20 protein-coding genes and 1 pseudogene are annotated in these 22,123 nt (G+C 61.8%); 8 read left to right on the forward strand and 13 right to left on the reverse strand.

The window, feature by feature from the left end; translation table 11 throughout:
* Positions 1-5 precede the first annotated feature (5 nt).
* From murF to mraZ, 6 genes are all read right to left on the reverse strand, one after another.
* On the reverse strand, positions 6-1,541 hold the full coding sequence (murF, locus tag HMPREF3009_RS11865) for a UDP-N-acetylmuramoyl-tripeptide--D-alanyl-D-alanine ligase (RefSeq protein WP_049155250.1): 1,536 nt from the start codon (positions 1,539-1,541) through the stop codon (positions 6-8).
* Positions 1,538-3,091: a UDP-N-acetylmuramoyl-L-alanyl-D-glutamate--2,6-diaminopimelate ligase gene (locus HMPREF3009_RS11870; RefSeq protein ID WP_070682132.1), complete on the reverse strand. Its 1,554-nt coding sequence runs from the start codon at positions 3,089-3,091 to the stop codon at positions 1,538-1,540. The genes murF and HMPREF3009_RS11870 overlap by 4 nt, the downstream gene beginning before the upstream one ends.
* A gap of 48 nt (positions 3,092-3,139) precedes the next feature.
* Positions 3,140-5,008, reverse strand: coding sequence for a peptidoglycan D,D-transpeptidase FtsI family protein (locus HMPREF3009_RS11875; protein WP_070682168.1), 1,869 nt, complete (start codon positions 5,006-5,008; stop codon positions 3,140-3,142).
* Between the two features lie 289 nt (positions 5,009-5,297).
* Positions 5,298-6,152 (reverse strand): cell division protein FtsL, encoded by an 855-nt coding sequence (locus tag HMPREF3009_RS11880; RefSeq protein ID WP_049155246.1) that lies wholly within the window; start codon positions 6,150-6,152, stop codon positions 5,298-5,300.
* A complete protein-coding gene (rsmH, locus tag HMPREF3009_RS11885; protein WP_049155245.1) occupies positions 6,149-7,192 on the reverse strand; it encodes a 16S rRNA (cytosine(1402)-N(4))-methyltransferase RsmH in 1,044 nt (347 codons plus the stop codon). The genes HMPREF3009_RS11880 and rsmH overlap by 4 nt, the downstream gene beginning before the upstream one ends.
* Before the next feature lie 173 nt (positions 7,193-7,365).
* On the reverse strand, positions 7,366-7,800 hold the full coding sequence (mraZ, locus tag HMPREF3009_RS11890; protein WP_046647963.1) for a division/cell wall cluster transcriptional repressor MraZ: 435 nt from the start codon (positions 7,798-7,800) through the stop codon (positions 7,366-7,368).
* A gap of 539 nt (positions 7,801-8,339) precedes the next feature.
* Here mraZ and HMPREF3009_RS11895 point away from each other — a divergent pair.
* From HMPREF3009_RS11895 to HMPREF3009_RS11905, 3 genes are read left to right on the forward strand one after another with little or no spacing between them, the layout of a single operon-like run.
* Complete coding sequence (locus HMPREF3009_RS11895; RefSeq protein ID WP_049155243.1) at positions 8,340-9,488, forward strand: ABC transporter permease; 1,149 nt, start codon at positions 8,340-8,342, stop codon at positions 9,486-9,488.
* Complete coding sequence (locus tag HMPREF3009_RS11900; RefSeq protein ID WP_049155242.1) at positions 9,485-10,162, forward strand: ABC transporter ATP-binding protein; 678 nt, start codon at positions 9,485-9,487, stop codon at positions 10,160-10,162. Before HMPREF3009_RS11895 ends, HMPREF3009_RS11900 begins: the two co-directional genes overlap by 4 nt.
* A 46-nt stretch (positions 10,163-10,208) precedes the next feature.
* Complete coding sequence (locus HMPREF3009_RS11905; protein WP_049155240.1) at positions 10,209-10,793, forward strand: TetR/AcrR family transcriptional regulator; 585 nt, start codon at positions 10,209-10,211, stop codon at positions 10,791-10,793.
* Between the two features lie 30 nt (positions 10,794-10,823).
* On the opposite strand, the gene HMPREF3009_RS11910 is transcribed toward HMPREF3009_RS11905, so the two are convergent.
* Both HMPREF3009_RS11910 and HMPREF3009_RS11915 read right to left on the reverse strand, forming a co-directional pair.
* A complete protein-coding gene (locus HMPREF3009_RS11910; RefSeq protein WP_046647959.1) occupies positions 10,824-11,231 on the reverse strand; it encodes a DUF3040 domain-containing protein in 408 nt (135 codons plus the stop codon).
* A 154-nt stretch (positions 11,232-11,385) separates the two neighbouring features.
* Entirely contained in the window at positions 11,386-11,829 is a 444-nt protein-coding gene (locus HMPREF3009_RS11915) for an SAV_6107 family HEPN domain-containing protein (protein ID WP_070682135.1), read from the reverse strand.
* A gap of 268 nt (positions 11,830-12,097) precedes the next feature.
* Between HMPREF3009_RS11915 and HMPREF3009_RS11920 the strand changes: the two genes are divergently transcribed.
* The 3 genes from HMPREF3009_RS11920 to HMPREF3009_RS11930 are packed head-to-tail and all read left to right on the forward strand — an operon-like array spanning position 12,098 to position 15,354.
* Positions 12,098-12,670 (forward strand): GNAT family N-acetyltransferase, encoded by a 573-nt coding sequence (locus tag HMPREF3009_RS11920; RefSeq protein WP_070512448.1) that lies wholly within the window; start codon positions 12,098-12,100, stop codon positions 12,668-12,670.
* 43 nt (positions 12,671-12,713) lie between these two features.
* Positions 12,714-13,805 carry a polyprenyl synthetase family protein gene (locus HMPREF3009_RS11925; protein WP_070682138.1) on the forward strand — a complete coding sequence of 364 codons (1,092 nt, stop codon included), beginning with the start codon at positions 12,714-12,716 and terminating at the stop codon, positions 13,803-13,805.
* Position 13,806: 1 nt separating this feature from the next.
* A complete protein-coding gene (locus tag HMPREF3009_RS11930) occupies positions 13,807-15,354 on the forward strand; it encodes an alpha-(1->6)-mannopyranosyltransferase A (RefSeq protein WP_049155230.1) in 1,548 nt (515 codons plus the stop codon).
* Here HMPREF3009_RS11930 and HMPREF3009_RS11935 read toward each other — a convergent pair.
* On the reverse strand, positions 15,323-15,700 hold the full coding sequence (locus HMPREF3009_RS11935; RefSeq protein ID WP_369816123.1) for an Rv2175c family DNA-binding protein: 378 nt from the start codon (positions 15,698-15,700) through the stop codon (positions 15,323-15,325). The genes HMPREF3009_RS11930 and HMPREF3009_RS11935 overlap by 32 nt on opposite strands.
* A gap of 71 nt (positions 15,701-15,771) precedes the next feature.
* Here HMPREF3009_RS11935 and HMPREF3009_RS11940 point away from each other — a divergent pair, with 71 nt between their 5' ends.
* A complete protein-coding gene (locus HMPREF3009_RS11940) occupies positions 15,772-17,010 on the forward strand; it encodes a protein kinase domain-containing protein (protein ID WP_049155227.1) in 1,239 nt (412 codons plus the stop codon).
* A gap of 12 nt (positions 17,011-17,022) precedes the next feature.
* Here HMPREF3009_RS11940 and HMPREF3009_RS11945 read toward each other — a convergent pair whose 3' ends face one another.
* Positions 17,023-18,411: a class II 3-deoxy-7-phosphoheptulonate synthase gene (locus HMPREF3009_RS11945; protein WP_049155225.1), complete on the reverse strand. Its 1,389-nt coding sequence runs from the start codon at positions 18,409-18,411 to the stop codon at positions 17,023-17,025.
* Between the two features lie 73 nt (positions 18,412-18,484).
* Positions 18,485-18,991: a polyadenylate-specific 3'-exoribonuclease AS gene (locus HMPREF3009_RS11950; RefSeq protein ID WP_046647951.1), complete on the reverse strand. Its 507-nt coding sequence runs from the start codon at positions 18,989-18,991 to the stop codon at positions 18,485-18,487.
* 61 nt (positions 18,992-19,052) lie between these two features.
* Between HMPREF3009_RS11950 and HMPREF3009_RS13990 the strand changes: the two genes are divergently transcribed.
* The gene (locus tag HMPREF3009_RS13990; protein WP_369816122.1) at positions 19,053-20,315 is read left to right on the forward strand and encodes a glycosyltransferase family 87 protein; all 1,263 of its coding nucleotides are present in this window, start codon (positions 19,053-19,055) and stop codon (positions 20,313-20,315) included.
* A gap of 32 nt (positions 20,316-20,347) precedes the next feature.
* On the opposite strand, the pseudogene HMPREF3009_RS11955 reads toward HMPREF3009_RS13990, so the two are convergent.
* Together HMPREF3009_RS11955 and HMPREF3009_RS11960 are read right to left on the reverse strand one after the other, a co-directional pair.
* Positions 20,348-21,334, reverse strand: a pseudogene (locus HMPREF3009_RS11955) (acyltransferase family protein); the annotation flags it as partial.
* A gap of 3 nt (positions 21,335-21,337) precedes the next feature.
* Positions 21,338-22,084: a lysophospholipid acyltransferase family protein gene (locus tag HMPREF3009_RS11960; protein WP_046647947.1), complete on the reverse strand. Its 747-nt coding sequence runs from the start codon at positions 22,082-22,084 to the stop codon at positions 21,338-21,340.
* Between the last annotated feature and the right edge of the window lie 39 nt (positions 22,085-22,123).

Raw genomic sequence — 22,123 nt, forward strand, 5'->3', positions numbered from 1 at the left:
AGCGGCTAGCTGTGGTTCAGCTGCTCCGCGACCAACCAGAGGCGCTGGGCATTGGAGGCCTTAATCAAGACCACGTCCTTAACGCTACGGCTAGCCCAATCATCGACCCCTGCCGGGGCCGCGCGCAGAATGCCGTCGACCGCCCGAGCGGCAGCCGCGGCATCGGCGCACACCATTGTATTTATACCTTGCTGCGCAGCCGCCTCAGTCATTGCCCGACAGTTGGGGTTCTCCCCCACCGCGACGAGGTGCTCCACGTGGTATTTGGCCAATATCTCCCCGAGCTGGCGGTGCGATTGTTCGGCATCGCTGCCGAGCTCTCCCATCTCACCAAGCACCGCGATGGAGCGGGCATCGGGGCGTGCTGCTGCGGTATAGGCCAAGGCGGCAATCGCCGCGCGCATCGAATCCGGGTTGGCGTTGTAGGAATCATCAATGATGGTGACGCCATCGCGGCGCGTGCGCACGTCCATGCGGTGCTCGGAGGCTAGGCGGTGCCCAGACAGCGCAGCCGCTACCGTGGCTGCCGATACCCCCAGCTCGATGGCTGCGGCTGCCGCGGCCAGTGCATTAGACACCTGGTGGGAACCAAATACCTGCAGCTTCACTGCAACTGGCTCAGCGTTGGGGCTGTGGAGGACAAAGGAGGGGCGGGCCACGTCATCGAGCTCGATGTTGGTGGCATAGTACTGTGCCGCCGGTGCGCCGCCGCGGCGGTTATCCGTGGAGTAGTACACCACTTTGGCCCCCGTGCGCGTCGCCATTGCGGCGACGAAAGGATCGTCGGCGTTGAGGACGGCCACACCGCCCGCTTCCGCGCTCGGCAGAGCCTCCACCAGCTCTCCCTTGGCCTGCGCGATATTCTCGCGCGAGCCAAACTCGCCGAGGTGCGCGGAGCCGACGTTAAGGACCACGCCGACGCGCGGAGCGGTGATTTCGGTGAGGTGGCGGATGTGCCCGATACCGCGGGCCGACATCTCCGCCACGAGGTAGCGCGTGTGCTCATCACAGCGCAGAGCCGTATACGGAAGCCCAATTTCATTGTTGAAGGAGCCGGGCGGGGCGACGGTCTCCCCCACCTCGCGGAAGATGGTGGCGATGAGGTCCTTGGTCGAGGTCTTGCCCGCCGATCCCGTCACTCCCACGATGGTCAAATCCTGCTCTGTCGCCAGCCGCTGCGTTACTGCGCGGGCCAGCGCGGACAACGCCTCGACGACGGCGGCGGCGGAGCCATCGACATCGTTGGCATAGATATCGGCGTTGGCTCCGTCACCTTCTACGCGTCCGCGCGGCTCCACGACGATGGCGGGTACACCCACCGGCCGGGCAGCCAAGACGGCGACGGCTCCCTTCTCCACCGCGGTGTGGGCGTAATCGTGGCCATCGACGCGGGCTCCGGGCAGTGCCACGAAGAGTCCACCCGGAGTGACCTTGCGAGAATCGAACTCAACAAAGCCGGTCACTGGGGTCTCTGGCTCGTCGACGCTATCCAGGCGGCCGCCCGTGATCTGAGCTATCTCAGCGAGGCTTAACGCAATCATGCTTGCTCCTTGGATTCTTCGGTACTCAGGGTAGTCGCTGTCATCGCGGCATCAAGTGCACGCGCCATCTCTTCGCGGTCGTCGAAGTGGTGGACGGTATCACCAATCAGCTGTCCTACTTCGTGGCCCTTGCCGACGACGATGACGGCATCGCCCGGCTGTGCCCACGCCACGACCTCGTCGATGGCTTTGGCACGGGAGCCGACCTCCCGGATATCGGCCTCCGGGTTCGCTTCGCGCGCTCCCGCGAGCACTGCCGCGCGGATAGCTGCTGGGTCCTCGGTGCGGGGGTTGTCATCGGTGATCACGACCATATCGGCGCCCTTCGCAGCAGCCGCCCCCATGAGCGGGCGCTTGGAAGAATCGCGGTCACCTCCCGCGCCGACGACAATGCCGATCCGGCCGCTGCTGCCTTCCAGCTGCGCACGCAGGGTATCGAGGACCGCGGCGACCGCAGCTGGCTTGTGCGCATAATCGACCACGGCGACAAACTGCTGGCCGCGGTCGATGCGCTCCATGCGGCCCGGAACCGCCACCTTTTCTACGCCTTCCAAGAAGACGCGCGGCTCGATGCCACTGGCTGCGGCCATGCCGGTGGCCAAGGCCGCATTGGCGATGTTGAAAGTGCCCGGCATGGGCAGCCGGAATTCATAGGAACCAGCGTGCTCTCCGGTGGACACCGTCAGCTCCACCTGCTGTGCGCCGGTGGCCTCAGTGCTGAGTTGGCGGGCGGTGATGTCCGCCTCGGTGGCCTCCGCGCTCGTGGACACTGTCATGACCGGACGCGCCGCGGCGCGCTGCGCCATGCGTCGCCCCCACTCGTCGTCGACACAAACAACGGAGCGGTAGGCGGCCTGGGGACCGTCGAAAAGCATGGCCTTCGCCTCGAAGTAATCCTCCATCGTAGGGTGGAAGTCGAGGTGGTCCTGGCTCAAGTTAGTGAATCCGCCAACGGCAAAGCGCGTTCCCTGGACGCGGCCCAGGGAAAGCGCGTGAGAGGACACCTCCATGACCACGTGCGTTACCCCTTCGTCCACCATGCGGGCGAAGAGCTCTTGCAATGTGGGGGCCTCTGGAGTCGTCAGCGAGGTAGGCACCGGCTCCCGGTTAATGCGAGTGCCCGTGGTGCCGATCAGGCCCACCGACAAGCCCGCGTGCAAAAGCCCCGCTTCCAGCAGGTAACTCGTCGTAGTTTTACCGGACGTACCCGTCACGCCAAGAATGGTGAGCTTTTCAGTGGGGTGCCCATAGATCTCCGCGGAAACGTGTCCGAGGATGGCGCGGATATCCTCGACCACGAGAAGTGGGCGTGTTTCTCCCGCTTCGGCAAGGATGCGTTGGCCTTCCGGGTCGGTCAGAATCGCGGCTGCTGCGGTGTCTGCGGCATAGCGTGCGCCATGAACGCGCGTTCCCGGAAGCGCAGCGAAGAGTCCACCAGGTGGCAGGGTTGCAGAGTTTAGTCCGCAGGAGCCCACGGTGGTCGAGGCATCCCCGATCACGGTGCCCGAAGAAATTTCTGCTAAACGATCAAGGCTGATGCTGCTGGTCACGGTGCGTCCTCTTCTCTATCTCTGTAGGTTATTCGCGGCCGGAGCTATCTATTCGGCACGCAAGGTCAGGTGCGGTGCTGGTGGGGAAGGCGGAATATTGTCACGATCAAGCAGCCAGGATGCGATATCACTGAACACAGGCGCTGCAGACTGGCCGCCGGAGCCATCGTCGTTGACACCGGATTCGGGCTCGTCCAGCATGACTGCGACGACAAAGCGGGGATCGTCGGCAGGCGCGATGCCCGCGAACGTGATCCAGTACTTGGAGTTCGAGTATGCTCCCGTCTCCTCGTCGACCTTTTGCGCGGTACCAGTCTTGCCGGAGAGCTGATAGCCCTCGATCTGCGCGTTGCCGGCTGTACCGTTGTTCAGGCCCTGCGGATCCTCCTGGAAGACCGCACGGAACATGTCCACGACAGTGCGCGCGGTTTCGGGACTGACCACGCGGGTGGTCTCGGGCTTCTCTAGTTCTTCCTTAGTCCCGTCAGGCGCGGTGATCGAATCAATGATGCGCGGCTCAATGCGCTCACCGTCATTGGCGAGGGTCTGGTAAATAGAAGCCAGTTGCAGGGCAGTCCATGACTGGCCCTGGCCGATGGGCAGGTTAGCGAAGGTACCGCCGGACCACTGCGAACGATCGGGCACCAGGCCAGGTGACTCGTTAGGCAGCTCAATTCCGGAGGTCTGACCGAGACCGAACTTCTTGAGGTAGTCAGCGTATTTGTCTTGGCCGAGGCGGTCGGCCAACATCAGCGTTCCCACATTCGACGACTTACCAAAAATGCCCGTCGTAGTATAAGGCTCGACGCCGTGCTGCCAGGCATCGTTCACAGTCACCCCAGCCATGTCGATGGAGCCGGGAACCTGGAGGACCTCATCGGGGTTGGTGAGGCCCTCCTCAATGGTTGCCGCGGCGGTGATGATCTTTGCCACCGAACCCGGCTCAAAGGGGTGGGATACGGCGAGGTTGTCGAAGGTCTTATCCTTCTCCAGCTGCTTTTCGATGTCCTTGTTCGGGTCGATGGTGCCGGTATTCGCCATAGCCAGAACCTGACCCGTGGCGGCATCCAGAACGACTGCCTCGGCGCTCTTTGCCTTCGAATTAGCCTTGGCCTTTTCCAGCTTCTGCTGAACGTAGGTCTGCAGATCCAGATCGAGCGTCAACGTGACGTTCTTGCCGTCGGTGGTGGGCACCTGATCGCGAAGGGTACCGGGAATGACCTGACCGCTGGCTGAAACGTCTTCGGTGGAGCTGCCGTCAATACCCGTCAGTGTGGTATCGCCGGAGGCCTCAAAGCCGAACTGGCCTTGGCCGTCCATGGATACCTTGCCGATGACGTTCTCTGCGATAGCACCATTGGGGTACTGGCGGATCTGCTGCTCATCAGCGGCGAGACCGTGGTAGTCCTCGGAGATGGCCACCGCGACATCCGGATCGACGTTGCGCACGAGGACCTCATATTGAGTATCGGCACGGAGCTTGTCCATGATTTGCTCCGAATCCACGTCCCCGGCATCGATGCCGGCTTCCTTCAGTTTGTTCGGGATGCCCTCCGACATGTCAGTGAGCCGCTCTGTCACCTTGTCGTCGAGGAAAGCCTCTTTGGCATCGGGTGCCAACGACTCAAAGTGAGCCTCGCCGGCGGCCTTTTGCTCTTCCTGTTCACGGAGCTCATCTCGCAGGCGCGTAGGTGACACGGTCAAGGATCGGGCGCGCATCGTGTAGGCCAACCGCTGGCCGTCGCGCGCGAGGATCTCGCCGCGCCCGGCCGTATCGACATAGACGCGGGTTCTCTGCGCAGCGGCCTTCGCCGCCAAGTCAGGTCCCCACACTATCTGGACCCACGCGAGGCGCCCCATCCACGCCAGCATCACCACGAGCAGCAAAGCCGCGATGACGTGTACACGACGGCGCATCGTCTTCTGCTGGCTCATGAAGGGCTTGCCGGTGCGCGGATTCCGTGAACGGGTCGCGGGAACGACGCGGTCGGCGTCGTAACGCTGCCGTGGTTGGTGAGAGGTACCGCGCGGTTGGGCGGCACGGGCGGCGGAAGCGCGCCTCGGGCGCGGGCCACCGGAGTGTGGTGGGGTCACACGTCACCTTTCTGTCTGCAGCGAAGATGGGTCAATAATCAGTGGTTCATCCCGAATTGTGCCCTATTATCGCCGCCCGCCCACGCAGGCACGCGCGGAGCGGGGATGGAATCTACCCGCGGGCGGCGTAGGGAGCCTGGGCCGGGATGTCCGGCAGTTCTACGTTCCCTTCGGCCGGCTGTCCGTCATTGGTGGATTCACCGCTGTCTGGGTGGCTGTCCGAACGAGACGCACCCGACTCGGCGCCTTCGCGCTCGCGGTTCCTCTCGCTCAGCGTCGGACGGGCGTTCAGGTTATCGGATACGTTCGCCGTCGCGTGTGGGTCACTCGAGGCCTGACCCGGGCGGACCGGTTCGCCGTTTACGTCGATGACAGATTCCATATCCGGGGTGGCTTCGCGCTTCTGTTCCACATTTCCGTCTGCGTCGACTTCCACTACGCCAGGCTGAACCGGGACGCCCATCTTGGCCTCGTGGGCGCGGCGGGCGACGTCCGACGCCGAACGCACGTTCTCCAAGTCTCGGTTCAGAGTCTCCAGCTGGTTATCGAGCGTGGATTCGTGGGCAGTAAGCTCCTGAATCTTAAAGGTCTGGGACGTCGACAGGCCAGAGAGCCACATCGCCGCAGCCACACCAGTGATGAGCAGGCCAATGGCGATGAAAGAAAGGCGAGCGAAAAGGCCAGTAACCCGCGTGGGCTGTACGACGCGGCGCCCACGATTGCTCACTACCTGCTTCGAACCGAGGCGGTTTCCTCGCAGACCCGTTCCGACCCGGCGGGCGGGCACAGTACTGCGATGCGGCGTGCGACTGGGCAACGGGGTGGTGCGGCGCCCCCGCTCCAGCAGCGCGGTTCCCTGACCGGAGAAATCAGATCCGGTGGTGAAATCGCGGCTAGCTCCCATGGTGTGGGTCCTCTCGTGGTCGCGGTGGTACGTTGCCTGTGCGGTTCGGTCTCTCAGCGTCATGGCCTGCCTCCCGGTTCATGAAAAGACGGACTGCCCTCGAGGCGCTCGAGTGCGCGTACCCGGACGGACGCTGCCCGGGGGTTCTCTGCAATCTCCTCCTCGCTCGCCTTCTCCGCGCCACGCGTCACGATGGAATAGTGCGCTGCCGTGCCCGGAAGGTCCATGGGAAGCCCCGGCGGAGTCGTCGAGGTGCTGAGCTTGGTGAAGGCATGCTTGACGATGCGATCTTCGAGCGACTGGTAGCTCATGAACACCGCGCGGCTGCCGACGGACAGGGCATCCGTAATCACGGGAATGACCTGTTCGACCGCCTCAAGCTCGCGGTTGACCTCAACGCGCAGCGCCTGGAAGGTGCGCTTCGCGGGGTGGCCACCGGTGCGACGCGTCGCTGCGGGAATCGTGGCGTACAACAGCTCAACCAAGCGGGCTGAGGTAGTAAAAGGTTCCTTTTGCCTTTCCTTTATTACTACCGAAGCAATCTTGCCGGCAAAGCGCTCATCGCCATAGGTTTTGAGGATGCGGGCGAGGTCACCGTGGCTATAGGTGTTGAGTACGTCGGCGGCAGTCATTCCCTGGCGCGGGTCCATGCGCATATCCAGCGGGGCGTCGGTCTTGTACGCAAACCCACGCTCCACCTGGTCAAGCTGCATGGAGGACACACCCAGATCAAACAATGCCCCTGCAATGCCGTGTTCTCGCGCGATAGAAAAAATCTCATGGTCACCCTGCGCAATGGCACGACCGACCTCATCGAAGCGAGCGTTGACGCCGACGAAGCGGTCGGCGAAGGGGGTGAGACGTCGAGAAGCACTGCTCAACGAGGCGGAGTCACGGTCCACACCGATAATTCGCGCGTTAGGAAAGCTGTTGAGGAAGTATTCGCTGTGGCCACCAGCCCCCAAGGTGCCGTCCACGATGACGGCGTGCTCCCCCGCTGCTTCGACGGCCGGAGCAAGCAGCTGAGCCATACGCGCACGCATAACGGGGACATGGCCGTGGTTGTCATTCACGTCATAGGTAATGGTGCCGTTGTGGTCCACAGTTGCTGTCCCCCTTTCCATTCAGGCGCCTGAGGCCGCTATCAGATCTGTTCGATAAAAAATCGAGTGCGTATAGGGCCCTGTCCGAGGAAGGGTTCTGATGTCGGGGAAGTACACCAGCTCATCCTCCCCGGGCAGAGTCCATACACGCACTCTCTGTGTGCCAGGAAGCTCTACAGCAGCCCGGCAAGTACGTCATCGGCGTCTGCCGCCGAGTAAGCGTCTTCAGTTTGCGCCTGGTATTCAGCCCACGCGGCTGCGTCCCAGATTTCGAGGAAGTCAACCGAGCCCACAACTACACATTCCTTCGTCAGGTTTGCGTACTCACGGTGCCCTGCGGACAGCGTGATACGCCCGTGCCCATCGGGGCGTTGCTCGTCCGCACTCGCTGCCAAGTTACGGATGAACGCACGCGCTTCTGGGTTGGTGCGTGACACGGCCGCCGCTTTCCTAGCTCGCGCCGCGAACTCCTCCCGCGGGTATACCGCGAGCGAATGATCCTGACCTTTGGTGACCATGAGGCCGCCAGCCAGTTCTTCGCGAAACTTTGCCGGAAGCGTGAGCCGTCCTTTGTCATCGAGCTTGGGAGTGTAGGTGCCGAGAAACATCCCCGGGTCCACCTTCCTGTCACTCGAAAACTCCGGATTCCTCTCGCGACAAGAGAGCAACTCTCCTCCGCTACGCCCCACTCTACCCCACTTTCCCCCACCTCCCACACTTTTATCACCACAACAATCTGCGTGTCGCAATAACATTGCAGGTCAAAGGCGATTTTTCCAGTGGGAAGTTTTCCCAGACCCCCCTTGACACACCCCCTCAAACAGGCCCATTTCCACGTATTCACTCACGCAACTTTAACCTCTTAGCATGCAATTTTCCCCACCACCCCCATATTCCTGACGTTTTCACCTTCCCACCACGCTCCAAAGAGTCCTCGGGCCGACATTCCCCGACCGGCGCGTAACACAGGTGGGGCAAAGTGGGGGAAATCGGGAAATCGCACAAAAAGTCTCCCCTCCCCGCGCAAAATGCCCGCACAAGTTTTTAGAAACTTTGCGTCGCCATGATAGAAACATCATGTTGTCATCTTGCGGCACGCAGGGTGACACGCCAACTCACTTCACCCCACACACTAGGAAGTTCCTTCATGTATCTAGCTTGGCGCGAGATGCTCTTCGCGCGTACCCGATTCCTCCTCATGGGCGTCGTCCTCGCACTCATGTCCATGCTCGTCGTTATCATCTCCGGCCTCACCGCAGGCTTGGTCAACGACGGCGTTTCCGGCCTCAAGGCGATGGAGAGCGACGTCATCGCTTTCGCCGATGGCACGCAGAAAGACTCTGCATTCACCCGCTCGGTTGTCGATGCCTCCGATGCCGAGTCCTTCTCTCAACTAGAGGGCGTGAACCAAGCCACCCCCTTGGGCCTGACCATTGCTAACGCCCACAACCAGGACGGCACGGCGGTGGACCTCACACTCTTCGGAGTAGAACCTGACTCCTTCATCGCACCGGCAGGCTTGCCCCCAATCGACACCGCCCGGGCAGACGGCAAGCCAAGCAACACGAAACACGACATCATCCTGTCCTCCACCCTGCAGGACGAGGGGATCGAGGTGGGCGACACCATCACCCTCGACCGCTTGGACATCCCCCTCGACGTCATCGGCTTCACCGACAACCAGCGAACCTTCGGCCACGTCGACGTGGCCTACCTGCCGCTAGATATCTGGCAGGAGGTTCACGCCGGCGGGCGCCACGGCGAAGCCGTCAACCCCGAAGCCTACGAGGAAGCATCCGTCATCGTCGCTCGCACAGCGGATAAGCCCGATACCGATGCTCTCACCGAGCGCTCCGGCCTCGACGTTCGAACTCTCAAGGAGAGCTTTGATTCCTCCCCCGGCTACACCGCCGAAATGATGACCCTTTCCATGATCACCTGGTTCCTCTATGTCATTGCCGCGCTCGTTACCGGCGCCTTCTTCCTCGTGTGGACCATCCAGCGCGCCGGCAATATCGCCACCCTTCGCGCAATGGGCGCCACCAAGAGCTTCCTGCTGCGCGATAGCCTCGGCCAAGCGGTGGTCATCCTCCTCGTATCAATCCTCGCCGGCGCACTCATCGCCGTTGGCCTGGGCAGCCTCCTAGAGAAAACGGCTATGCCCTACGCCACCGAATTCAGCGCTGTCATCAATGGCGGTCTCATTCTCTTCGTCGCCGGACTGCTCGGCGCCTTCATTGCCGTCGTCCGCGTTACCCGAACCAACCCCCTCGCAGCCCTAGGAGAAAACCGATGAGCCACGCTTTGGAACTGAAAGACGTCACCGTCAGCTACAGCGACGGCGATTCACACGTTAAGGCACTGAATTCCGTCGATCTCACCGTCGAGGCAGGCGAGTTCGTAGCCGTGGTTGGCCCCTCCGGCTCCGGAAAGTCCACACTGCTCGCGGTCGCAGGCGCCTTGACTACGCCCGATTCCGGCCAAGTCCTCGTCGCGGGCGAGGACATCGTGCCGCTGGGCGACTCCGAACTGGCGCAGATCCGCCGCAACCACATCGGCTTCGTCTTCCAGTCCTCTGGCAATCTCCCGTCTGCACTGACGGCGGAGGAGCAGATCGAATTGGCCAGCAAGGTCATCGGCAAGACTGGGCGCTACTCCAGCGCCCAACTGCTGGAGAAGGTCGGCATGGCGCATCGCGCGAAGCACCGGCCCGGCAGTCTTTCCGGCGGTGAGCGCCAGCGCGTCGGTATCGCGCGCGCACTTGTGGGCGATCCACAGGTGCTGCTCGTCGACGAACCCACTGCTGCCCTCGATCGCGCACGGTCCCAAGAGATCGTGGCGCTGCTAGCCAAAGAATGCCACGATTTCAACGTCGCGGGTGTCATGGTCACCCACGACTACGACGTTCTTGGTCACTGCGACAAGGTCTATGAAATGGTCGATGGCCGCTTGACCCCGTCCGCCAAGTAGGCACCAGAATGGAAAAAGAATGCGCAGCTTAACGTAGACTTAGCGCATGCCGAAGATCACTGAAACGACAGTAGCCGAGCACCGCGCCGTCCAGCACCGCGCGGTGCTCGAGGCTGCCGAAAGGTTGATCGTCAACAACCACGGGGCAGTCCCTACCTTGGCGGAAGTCGCTGCGGAAGTAGGCCTTGCCCGCCCCAGCGTTTATCGCTACGTCTCATCCCAACACGATTTGTTGGTGCAGCTGCTTATCCAGGCCACACAAACGTGGAATGAACAGCTCGAAGCTGCCATGCAGGTGGCCCCTCCAGAGCCGACGGAGCGCATCCATGCTTACGTGGACGCCACTCTCGAACTTTTCCTCCATGGCACGCACGGCCCCCTCATGACCGCCGCGCAGCACTTCCCCCAGGCTTTTGCGGATGAGGCGGTGCAGCAGTCACATGGTGGCTTTGCCTCAATCGTTAACGAGTTTTGCCATGGTGTTTCCAAAGCGGATATCTCGCTGCTCAACGCCGCCATCGTTCGCGCATCAGAATTGGCAGACCGCTCGCCCGAGCAGCTCCCGGGCATAACGCAAACCCTGTACGCCATGGCCAATGTCATCGTGCCACAGCCCTCCGACTCACAATAGAGCGAAGGGCTGCTGGTGGGTTTCTAGCGCTTAGTTTCCTTCGAAACGGCGGCGGAAGTTATCTTCAAGGCGGTTTCCAACGTCACTGCCAGCCTTCTTGGACTGCTTGTTGCGCCGCTTAGCGGATGCTGGTGCGCCGGCGGCAACCAGAGAATCTTCCGAATTTCCGCGCAGCATCCACACACCGGATCCAAACATGACCAAAAAGCCAAGTACGGAGAGGATAACGAACCACAGGGACTGCTGGGCCAACGCGATTCCGCCCACCATCATGCACAGACCGACAACGATTAAGGCCACCCCACGGAGGGTGATGGCACCCGAGTTGCCGCCGAAAGAAGTTTCACCGGACACAGACGCGCCAAAATCAGGATCGTTGGCCAGCAACGATTGTTCAATTTCACGCAGCGCTTGCTGTTCGTGCTCAGAAAGGGCCACAGCGTCCTCCGTAATGATTTGGGTTTAGGTAGTGGAACTGGGAACTATGTTTACTACCTCTATAACGTCAAGGATAGCGAGATAGTTCCCACAAAGACAGTCCATAGTTTTTGGGCATCCCTGCACCCCTGCTACCGGAGCAATCACGCCCTCACTAGGCGGCCAGCCCACCGAAGCCCAGCTCAGATTCGGTCGCGTCCACGTAACGTGTGGCAAGCGCCAAGTACTGGTAGACCGTATCCGCAGCGGGCACCGGATCCATTCCGGAGGCCACGCGCGAGCGCACGCGGGAATAGTCTGTGAATTCTGCGGCCCATTGAGCATCCGCCGGACCGATAAGAGCTACCTGCTCCCATGCAGAGGTAGGCAAGCGCCGACGGCGCGACACCGCAGACGCCGCCACACGCGCGCCCGCAGCACGAAGCGAGGCGCGGTACGCCATTTCAAGAGCGTCCTCGAACCGCCCCTCCGCAGCGCTACGGTGCGCATCCACCAACAGATCCAACGCTTGACCGAGGAAGCGGTCACGGCGCACGCGCTGCATCGCCTCCCTGTTCCGGCCCCGAGCCGCTGCCGTTGCTGAAATTACCTGTGCCATAACCTCTCCTCCTTGGGCTGCTTCCTGAGCTTGTCAATGAAGACTGTGCTGTTGACTTTCTGCTGCTGTTCGCTGATGAGACTCACCGTAAAACCACCTTCGTACATCCACCTCTAATTTTAGTTCATGTGTTCGATTTAAACAATAGGGATGGGCGATATTTCTTCTCTTTTCGAACACGTACTCTGACTCCATGGCGGTTGGATGTGCAGAAGATAGTTTCTCTGTGCGCTTTCACATGCCTGAAGAATCTGCTGTTATTAGAGATGTGAGTTACACGCTGCGCCGCCTAAGCCCCCAAGAGTTCGCCATTGCTGTCCCGCGCTTGGTGGATATCTACATCGCGGCAATGGGCTATAGCCAGTCAGTGCGCGACGTCTCTATCTCGCGGTGGCGCGCAGATCTCATACGCCCAGGGTTTTCCTGCGTCGCGGCCACCACCGACTACGGCATTGCAGGCTTTGCCTACGGATTCTTTGGCTCTCCGGACACGTGGTGGGACAAACAGCTTCGCCGAGCGCTCACCGCCAGTGGCGGACCGACCCCGGAACAAGAAGACATTCTCCACAACTATTTCGAGCTGGCGGAGATTCACGTGCTGCCTGAAGAACAGGGTCGCGGCTTAGGGCGCGCACTGCTCGAAGCCTTGGCGTGGAACCTTCCCGCGCGCTACATCCTGCTTTCCACTCCGGAAGTTCCCAACGAGGCAAACTCCGCCTTCGGCCTCTACCGCAAGATGGGATTTAGTGATTTCCTTCGCCAGCTCTACTACCCCGCCGATGCGCGCCCCTTCGCCATCCTGCAATCGACGGTGCCGCTGACACCAGCCGACACCGCTTAACCTGGCGGCAAGCCGGCATAGCTACCCAGGTAAAGTAGCAGGCGTGACTACACCGCAGATACCTTCCTTGAACGACATCCCCGCAGCCGTGCGCGAGGAGCTTAAGCTTTTCTTGGACAGTCAGCGCGACGCCATCGCGGCCATCGGCTCTCCGGTGGCCGACGCGATCTCCTATTTGGATTCCTTCGTCCTGGACGGCGGCAAGCGCATTCGCCCCCTCTACGCGTGGGCAGGTTTTGTCGGTGCGCACGGGCTCGACGGCACTGAGTCCCCGCAGGCAATGCTCCGCGCTGCCTCGTCCTTGGAGTTCATTCAGGCTTGTGCACTTATCCACGACGACATCGTGGATGCTTCCGATACCCGGCGCGGCAACCCCACTGTCCATCGCGGCGTTGCTGCTCGCCACCGCGAGCTCGGGCTCAGCGGCGACGCTGATTTCTTCGGGCAATCGCTGGCCATCCTCATCGGTGACATGGCCCTGGTCTGGGCGGAAGACATGCTTCAAGATTCCGGCCTGAGCCCCGAGGCGCTGGCGCGCGCCCGCGCACCATGGCGGGCGATGCGCCGCGAAGTCATCGGCGGCCAGATTCTGGACATCTCCCTGGAAGCCGCCGGCTCCGAGGACGCCACGTTGGCGGACTCGGTGAACCGGTTCAAGACTGCCGCGTACACCATCGAGCGCCCCCTCCATCTGGGCGCCGTTATAGCGGGCGCACCCGAGAAACTCGTTGCTGCCTTCCGCGGTTACGGCCAGGACATCGGCGTCGCCTTCCAGCTGCGCGATGATTTGCTTGGCGTCTTCGGTGACCCTGCTATCACCGGCAAGCCCGCCGGAGACGATCTGCGCGAAGGCAAGCGCACGGTTCTGTTGTCGCTGGCCCTGCAGCGCGCGGACGCCACCAATCCCGCAGCCGCCGCTGAGCTTCGCCGCCTCATCGGGCAGACGGAGGACCCCGCAGACATTGCCCGCATGGCGCAGATCATTGCTGATTCCGGTGCGCCGGACGTCGTCGAGCAGCGCATCAGCGATCTCACGCGTTCCGGCCTCGATCATCTGCACAACGCACAGGTTGACCCCGAGGTCACGGCGGTCTTGGAAGAACTTGCCCACAAGTCCACGGCCCGCCGGATGTAGCATGGCCCGCTCCGCATCCACGCGCGTGCCCCTGCGCATTCCTCATCCCCTGCCACTGGGCATCGTCTCCGCGATCGTCCTGGCGCTCGCCTCCTTCTCCGGCGGCGCGACCCGGAATCGCGGAGGTTTTCTTGAGGCGCTCAACATCAGCTTCCTTGCCTATGGCCACGGCCGCAACATCGGTATGGTCCTCTACTGGGTCGGACTGTTTGGCCTCGTCGCCGCATGGGTGTTGGCGGGCCGCCACTTCATCGCCCCACAGCTCAAGAACCCGCAGCCAGACGGGGCACTGGCAGACATCCGCCGGATGTTGATCTGCTGGGCCACCCCGCTGCTGTGCGCCGCACCGCTGGCTTCCCGGGACGTGTACTCCTACCTCATGCAAGGCGCGATGGTGCGCGATGGTTTCGACCCCTACGTCGAGGGCGCAGCCGTTAACCCCGGCCCCTTCCTGCTTGAGGTCTCTCACGACTGGCGCAACACCACTACGCCCTACGGGCCGCTACACCTGTGGATGGGCAACGGGGTAACCCACCTCGTGGGCGATAACGTTGCTGCGGGCATCATTGTCTACAAGGCAATTTCCGTCCTTGGTTTTGCAGCCATCGCCTGGTCAATTCCACGCCTAGCCCGAAGCATCGGCGGTGATCCAGCCCTAGCACTCTGGTTGGGAGTGGCGAATCCGGTGATGATTTTGCATCTGATCGGCGGCATGCACAACGAATCAGTCATGGTGGGGCTGGTATCGCTGGGACTTCTCGCTGCTGTGCACCACAAGTTCCACCTCAGCCTCATTCTCGTTGGCGTAGCAGTGTCCCTCAAGGCCACCGCGGTCTTCGCCGCGCCCTTCATCGTGTGGCTCATGCTGCACCGCTGGGCGCCGAAGGGAACGAAGCCGCTCAAGCGCATCGGGTTCTTCCTGCTATCCGGCGTTATCGCCGTGGCGGAGGTCGCGTTGGCGGTGGCGGCGATCACGTGGGCGTCGGGAAGCTCCTGGGGCTGGCTGTCACAAATCAGCGGTAACTCTAAGGTCATCAACCCCCTGGCCGGCCCCACCCTGCTGGCCGATATTCTCGTGCCGCTCATCCAGGTCTTCTCCCCCGAGACCACCTATAACGGCGTGCTCACCGTACTGCGCTCGGCCGCGATGCTTCTGATGCTCCTGGGCCTTGTCCTTGTGTGGTGGTGGGGGCGCACGGGCGTTCGCCGCGCCATTGCCGCCACAGCCGCGGCCTACCAGGTGGCGTTCGTCTTCAACTCTGTGACGCTGCCGTGGTACTACGCCTCAGTACTCACGCTCATGGGAACCTTCCGCCCGCCGCTGCCCCTGATTAAGCTCACCACCGGTGCAGCTCTCTTTATTGGTGTGGCCTTCGCCGGCGACGGCAATCACCAGCTCTACAACTGGTTCTGGGTGATTGCGATGGTGGTCGTGGCTTGGTTGGCCACGCAATGGATTTTCGACGGGGTTCCCCGCACCACGGGTGAACCGAATGCGGCAGGTGCGACGACAGCGCCTAAAACGCCGAAGCCTGCGCGCGCCGAATAACCTCCCGCGCGAGATGGCCGTGCAGCGCGTCGATGGGGCGGCCCGGTAGAGACTCATCCTCGGTAAAGAGGTGCGCCAGGATCTCGTTGTCGTCCCAGCCGTTGTCCGAAAGAACAGTGATGACGCCGGACACATGCTTGGAAATGACGCCTTTGGCGTTGAAGAATGCTTCCGGAACGAGGCGCTCTCCCTCGGCGTTGCGCCACACAATGAACTTGCGCGCATTGAGCAGATCGAAGACGCGGGGAATGGGCAGATCGAGTTTTTCAGCTACCTCTTTAAGCGTCAGCATCTTTTCCTCAGCGAGAAGCTGCGGAAGCTCAGGGTGGGAATTCTCAACGTTAATCTCAGAATTAGTCACGGACACAACTGTAGCCGGATCACACTTTGGGGCGCCGATCAGCCATACTGGAATCCATGACAAGGCTGAACGTGGGCGACATTCTTGAAGGACGCTACCGCATTGATCAGCCGATCGCTCGCGGCGGCATGTCCACCGTGTATCGCTGCGTGGACATGCGTTTGGGCCGCGCAGTAGCTGCCAAGGTGATGGATGAGCGCTATCACGACGACCCCGTCTTCGTCACCCGCTTCGAGCGCGAGGCACGCGCCATGGCACAGCTGAGCCACCCCAATCTCGTCGCCGTGCATGACTTTTCCGCGGATGGTTTGCCGATTTACCTCATCATGGAGCTCATCACCGGCGGCACGTTGCGCGAGCTCCTTGCGGAACGCGGACCCATGCCGCCGCATGCCGCGGCCGGCGTCATGCACTCGGTCTTGGCAGGGCTCACCGAAGTCCACCACGCGGGCCTCGTGCACCGCGATATCAAGCCGGATAACGTTCTCATCACCGATAGCCACCGGGTCAAGGTGGGTGACTTCGGCTTGGTGCGCTCCGCAAAGGCGGAGCATGATAGCTCCGGCCAGATCGTCGGCACCGTAAGCTACCTCTCCCCCGAGCAAGTCACTGGCGCGGATATCACGCCGGCTTCCGATGTCTACTCGGCTGGAATCGTCCTGTTCGAGTTGCTGACGGGCACAGTCCCCTTCCACGGTGATACCCCGCTTGCGCACGCCACCGCGCGCGTGCACGCGGATGTGGTGGCACCATCTTCACGCATTGAGGGGGTGCCGATGCTTTTCGACGCCCTCGTGGCCACCGCCACCGCACGTAACCCAGCCGAACGCTTTGCAGACGCGGGTGAATTCCTCGATGCTTTGGATGACGTTTCCCGGGAGCTGCAACTGCCACAGTTCACGGTCCCCGTCCCGCGAAACTCGGCCGCCGCACGTACCGCTGCAGTACCTACAGACTTTTCGGGAACAGACAATACGCGTGTCTTCGAAGCAACCTCTGCAATCCCCTCGCCCGATTCCCCCACGCGTGAAACACGGGCGGAAACCCGCGAGGACGCTTTCCCCCTGCCTGCCGCACCGGTAGACACCCCGGCGCCCTCCCCCGCCGTGCCAGAACCATATGCGGCCGGGGCCGAAGAGGAGCCGGAGGAACGTCCGTTGAGCAACCGCAGCACGGTCGGGCTCATCGGGTTCCTCGTCCTCGTCGGCCTCGCCACCTTGGCTGTCGCCGTGGCCGCCTGGTGGTTTGGATCCGGAGAATACGGCACCTGGCCGATTCTCTGGAGACCGTATTAGCCTGCGCAACTTCTAGTTGCGCAGCATTTCTGCGATGAGGAAGGACAGCTCCAGCGATTGCTGGGTGTTCAGGCGCGGGTCCACGGCAGACTCGTAGCGACCCGGCAGGTCCACGTCCGTGATGTCCTCAGCGCCGCCGAGGCACTCGGTGACGTCCTCGCCGGTGAACTCCAGGTGCACGCCGCCCGGGTGGGTGCCCAGCTCGCGGTGTACCTCGAAGAAGCCCTGAACCTCGTCAACGATCTTGTCGAAGTGGCGGGTCTTGTAACCGTTCGACGCCGTGAAGGTGTTTCCGTGCATCGGATCGGACTGCCACACCACCTTGTGGCCGGAGTCCTCCACTGCCTTGATGATCGGGGGCAGCACGGAGCGCACCTTATCGTGGCCCATGCGCGCGATCATGGTGAGACGGCCCGGCTCACGGTTCGGGTCAAGCTTCTCCGCGTACTCCACTGCCTGCTCCGGCGTCACGCCGGGGCCAAGCTTGATGCCCACGGGGTTGCCGATGATGGAAGCAAACGCCACGTGGAAGTCGTCGAGACCACGGGTACGCTCACCAATCCACAGCTGGTGCGCGGACAGGTCATAAAGCTTGGTCTCGCCGTTAGAGTCCGTACCCAAGCGCAGCATGGAACGCTCGTAATCCTTCAACAGGGCTTCGTGAGAGCAGTAGATCTCCGCCGAGCGCAAGGTTTCATCGGACACGCCACAGGCATTCATGAACGCCAGGCCGTTTTCAATCTCATCGGCCAAAGCCTGGTAGCGAGCACCCGCCGGGGAGTTGGCCACGAATTCGCGGTTCCACTCGTGGAGGCGGTAAAGGTCCGCGGTTCCAGAATGCGTCAGCGCGCGGACCAGATTCATAGCCGCCGAGGAGTTCGCGTAGGCGCGAATCATGCGGGCGGGATCGTGACGGCGGGACTCCTCGTTGGCCTCCACTCCATTGACGATGTCACCGCGGTAGTTGTACAGGCCGTTGGCATCCAGATCGGCAGAACGCGGCTTGGCGTACTGGCCAGCAATACGACCCAGCTTCACCACCGGGGTGGAAGCGCCGTACGTCAAGACGACGGCCATCTGCAGCAGGGTCTTGATATTGCCGCGGATGTGAGGCTCAGTGTTGGACTCGAAAGTCTCAGCGCAGTCGCCTCCCTGGAGGAGGAAGGCGTTGCCCAAGGCGACGTCGGCAAGCTTGCGCTTGAGCTCCTCAATCTCGGGGGCCACGACGATCGGTGGGACGGATTCCAGGATCTTTCGCACGTTATCTGCCTGCAGCTGATCCCAGCTGGGCTGCTGCTTTGCCTCGCGGGCAATGGCGTCCTGGAACTTCTCATTGATCCCCTCCGGCAGCGGCGGCAGATCAGGGAGCACTTCTTTGGGAATATCTACTGTCCAACTCACACCCAGTATTTAACCATCTCGGGCCTGTCGCGCGTTAGTTAATGGACTTTTAGGTCACGGTATTAATTCACGATTAGCTCACGCGGTTGCCCCGAGTCAGCGGCAAGTGCTGCTCACAGATGCGAAACTTGGCCAGGTTATGGCGGGCGTCGACCAACGCGTCGTGGTTACCGTTAGGCACGGGAGGTAGCTTGGGACGGCCGGCGAACTCCCAATACTGCTTCAGCTCCCGGGTGTAGCGTGGCATCCCCTTGGGCAGGCTCGCCATGTCTCCCCACAGCTGGGCGAGCACCACGTGGTCATAAGCCCCGACCCAGGCCCACAGTTCGATGGGGGTGGAGTGGCGGCCCAAGAATTTCAGGAGATCTTCGCGGATGGTCTCGCGCGATTTCCAGACCGGATCCGCCGGGCTCGGGAGTTTATCCAGTACATTGTCGCGCACCCACGCATTGGCCTTGCCCGGATCGAAATCGGTGGATACCGCGTAATACTCGCTGCCGTCTTCTCCGACAATGCCGATGGAGACCAGCTCGATGGTCGATCCGTCCTCGATAAACTCGGTGTCGTAGAAGTAGCGCACGCCCCGTATCCTAGTCTGCTGCCTAGAGGAGCTGTGCCACTGGGGGCCTATACTCAGCTGCGTGAAGAAAGCTCTCTCCTCGTCCCTCCTTCCTCTCCTTCTGGTGGGGCTGGCAACGGCGCCGTGGACTATCCATCTTGCGCCGTCACTAAACAGCGGGGGAATTGTGCCGTTTTACCACGTTGACCTCGATGTCTACCGAGAGGGAGGGCAGGCCCTGCTCCGCGGGGAGAATCTCTACGCCCAAAGCTACATTCTCGGCAACGGAGTGTCGCTGCCTTTTACTTACCCGCCTTTTGCTGCAGCGCTCTTTGCCTTGGTGTCGTGGATGCCGCTGTGGCCGCTATCTCTCCTTCTTACTGCGGCGTCGCTCGGTGCGCTCTGGGCATGTCTCTACGCCGTTATCTCGCGGTGCTGCGACGTTGACCGCCCCGACTGGTGGGCCACGTGGGCGCTGCTCGCCTGCGCACTCACCGAACCGATTACCGAGAATTTCAGCTTCGGCCAAGTGAATCTCCTGCTGACCGCGGCCGTCGTTGTCGACTGCCTGCTGCTCAGACCACGCTCCCCGTGGCGAGGTGTGCTGACCGGCATTGCTATGGCGATCAAGCTCACCCCGGCGGTCTTCCTCGCGGTCTTTTTCGTTCGCCGCGACTGGCGTGCCCTCGCCACGGCGATAGGTGCCTTCATCGCCTGCGGTGTGGTGGGCTACCTCGCCTCCCCTGCAAGCTCTGCGGCGTACTGGACTGACACCCTCCGGGACTCCTCCCGAATCGGTACGCTGTCCTATTCCAGCAACCAATCCCTCCGGGGCTTGCTCAGCCGCGTTAGTCCTGAGGAAGCATCGGGCCTGTGGTTGATTGGCTGCGCTCTCATCGTCGCAGTCTTGTGGTGGGTCATGGAGCACACGTCCTCAGAGATAGAACTCGTGTTACTGGCCTCCACGGCGGCGCTGCTGTGCTCCCCGGTCTCATGGTCCCACCATTTCACGTGGCTGTGCCTAGCCGCGGTCTACCTCACCGCGCGCCGCTGCTGGTTCCTCGCAGGCCTCACGTGGTTCGTGCTGCTAGCCCGCGGCCACTGGCTTGTCCCCCACGGCGAGCAGCTGGAACTGGAGTGGTCCTGGTGGCAGCAGGCTCTAGGTAACGACTATTTCTTTGTCGTGGTGCTCCTTGTCGCAGTGAGTTTCTGGCTCAAGCTCAAGCCTGCCGAGGGCGGTTCCTCGGTTCTCCTACTCGCGCCGATCGGCGGCGGCTTCAGCGTCCAGCCCGCAACGGGCACCTTGCCCAAGGCCCACAGGACCAACGACGCAATCGCGCAATAAACAAAGCACATGCTGAGCCAGAACCAGGTATTTTCCAACGGCCACTGGCCTGCCAGGCTTACCTCGCGCGGGTTGAGCGCCATGGGGTAGCCATAGAGGACGGTAAGGCCAATGGGGTGGCCAAGGTAGATGGGCAGCGTGTGGGAACCGATGAACCGCAGTCCGGTGGATAGGACCGGTATATAGGACACGGCCACCGCCACCGCAATTCCCACCGGAACCTCGAAGAACTGCTCTACCATGCGCACGAGGATATGGACGTCATCTCTCACCAGCGCCTCCGTGCCTGGCAACAACCACGTGACCTCGACGGCCCCAGCGTAGCTATCCCACGTGCGGCGGATAAAGAACCCGATGGCGTAGGCCCCAACCATGCCGGAATACGCCCAAAAGCTCCGGTAATCCCACTCGCCTTTGAAGGGAGCCTCGATAGCGGAAGCGAAGGCGGAGATTGCATCCCGGAAACAAGCAGCGGCGACAAAGACAGGAAGGAACATAATGGCCTTCGCGATCGAGGTGAACTGTGCCTGCCATGCGATGAACAGAATAGGGCTAAAACTCAGCGCTAGCGCCGCCCACCCGGGGAGCTTGCGTACGCACCACAGAAAAAGATTAAACAGAATCAGTGAATGCAGGAACCACGCCATGGAATGGCCCACGAGCAGGCTGGCCGTCATCTGGCTGAAATCGAAAACGGGATCCCCGAATACCCAGTGGTACTCCACGCGCTTGGTCTGCTGTTCAACCAGCATCCACACCACATAAGGAACAAGGAAGTACCACAGGCGGCGAGTAAAGAGTTCTGCGAAGCTAAAGCGAAAAACCTTATGCGCGAAGAACCCGCTCACCAAAAAGAACAGGGGCAGGCGCAGTGGGTCGAGCCACACGTTGAAAGCGGCCAACCACGTGTCCTTCGATTCTGGAACCGTAAGCGTGATGTGCAACAGCACGACGCCCAGGATGGAAATCCCTTTTGCTACATCAGGCCACGCTAAGCGTTGAGACGGGGAGGAAGTCACTGACTACCGCGCCTCCGAACTGGGCTCGGCCCCTTCCGGGTAGCCGTGCCCAGCTTGCAGGGACGCCTTCACGTCGGAGGCATAGACGTCGACGTACGGCTCACCGGACAGCTCAGACAACTGCTTCATCACGTAGTCCGTGAAAGCACGCACGGTGGCGTGATCCTGCGGATCAAGGTTGCGCTCAGCGGCCCATGCGTGGGGGTCGATGGGTTCGCCAACGCGCATGCCGACGCGCACCGGACGCGGAACCCACGAACCGATTGGATTAGCCTTCCGGGTGTTGAGCATGGCGATCGGTATTACTGTCTCACCGGTGGTTAGCGCGATGCGGGCCATACCGGTGCGCCCCTTGTAGATGCGCCCATCGGGCGAACGAGTCCCCTCCGGGTAAATTCCGAAGAGATCCCCGCGGCCCAGAATTTTTTGTGCGCTCACCAGCATCGCGTCCCCGGCATCCTTGTTGACGCGATCGATCGGCACCTGCCCCACGGAGCTAAAGAACCACTTTTGCAGGCGGCCAACGAAACCGGGGGTGGTGAAGTACTCACTCTTTGCCAAGAAGGTGATCTGCCGCGGGCACAACAGCGGGAAGTAGAAGGAGTCCATCACCGCTTGATGGGAGGATGCCAAGATTGCCGGACCAGACTCCGGGATGCGATCCATGCCTTCGGACCAAGGGCGGTTCCACACTCGAAGGGCCGGGCCGAAAAAAATGTGCTTAAAGGCCCAGTACCACTTGTTTCGCATCGCTTATAGTCCTATCTGTGTGTGCCGAGCAGGCGGCGC

Source organism: Corynebacterium sp. HMSC034H07 (assembly GCF_001815175.1).
Taxonomy (GTDB): Bacteria; Actinomycetota; Actinomycetes; order Mycobacteriales; family Mycobacteriaceae; genus Corynebacterium; species Corynebacterium hiratae.

Bases quoted from the DNA above. Each gene is read 5' to 3' on its own strand.
- HMPREF3009_RS11880 (WP_049155246.1), bottom strand. From the start codon at position 6,152: ATGACGCTGAGAGACCGAACCGCACAGGCAACGTACCACCGCGACCAC.
- HMPREF3009_RS11895 (WP_049155243.1), top strand. From the start codon at position 8,340: ATGTATCTAGCTTGGCGCGAGATGCTCTTCGCGCGTACCCGATTCCTC.
- HMPREF3009_RS11900 (WP_049155242.1), top strand. From the start codon at position 9,485: ATGAGCCACGCTTTGGAACTGAAAGACGTCACCGTCAGCTACAGCGAC.
- HMPREF3009_RS11915 (WP_070682135.1), bottom strand. From the start codon at position 11,829: ATGGCACAGGTAATTTCAGCAACGGCAGCGGCTCGGGGCCGGAACAGG.
- HMPREF3009_RS11940 (WP_049155227.1), top strand. From the start codon at position 15,772: ATGACAAGGCTGAACGTGGGCGACATTCTTGAAGGACGCTACCGCATT.
- HMPREF3009_RS11930 (WP_049155230.1), top strand. From the start codon at position 13,807: ATGGCCCGCTCCGCATCCACGCGCGTGCCCCTGCGCATTCCTCATCCC.
- murF (WP_049155250.1), bottom strand. From the start codon at position 1,541: ATGATTGCGTTAAGCCTCGCTGAGATAGCTCAGATCACGGGCGGCCGC.
- HMPREF3009_RS11875 (WP_070682168.1), bottom strand. From the start codon at position 5,008: ATGCGCCGTCGTGTACACGTCATCGCGGCTTTGCTGCTCGTGGTGATG.
- mraZ (WP_046647963.1), bottom strand. From the start codon at position 7,800: ATGTTTCTCGGCACCTACACTCCCAAGCTCGATGACAAAGGACGGCTC.
- HMPREF3009_RS11905 (WP_049155240.1), top strand. From the start codon at position 10,209: ATGCCGAAGATCACTGAAACGACAGTAGCCGAGCACCGCGCCGTCCAG.
- HMPREF3009_RS11960 (WP_046647947.1), bottom strand. From the start codon at position 22,084: ATGCGAAACAAGTGGTACTGGGCCTTTAAGCACATTTTTTTCGGCCCG.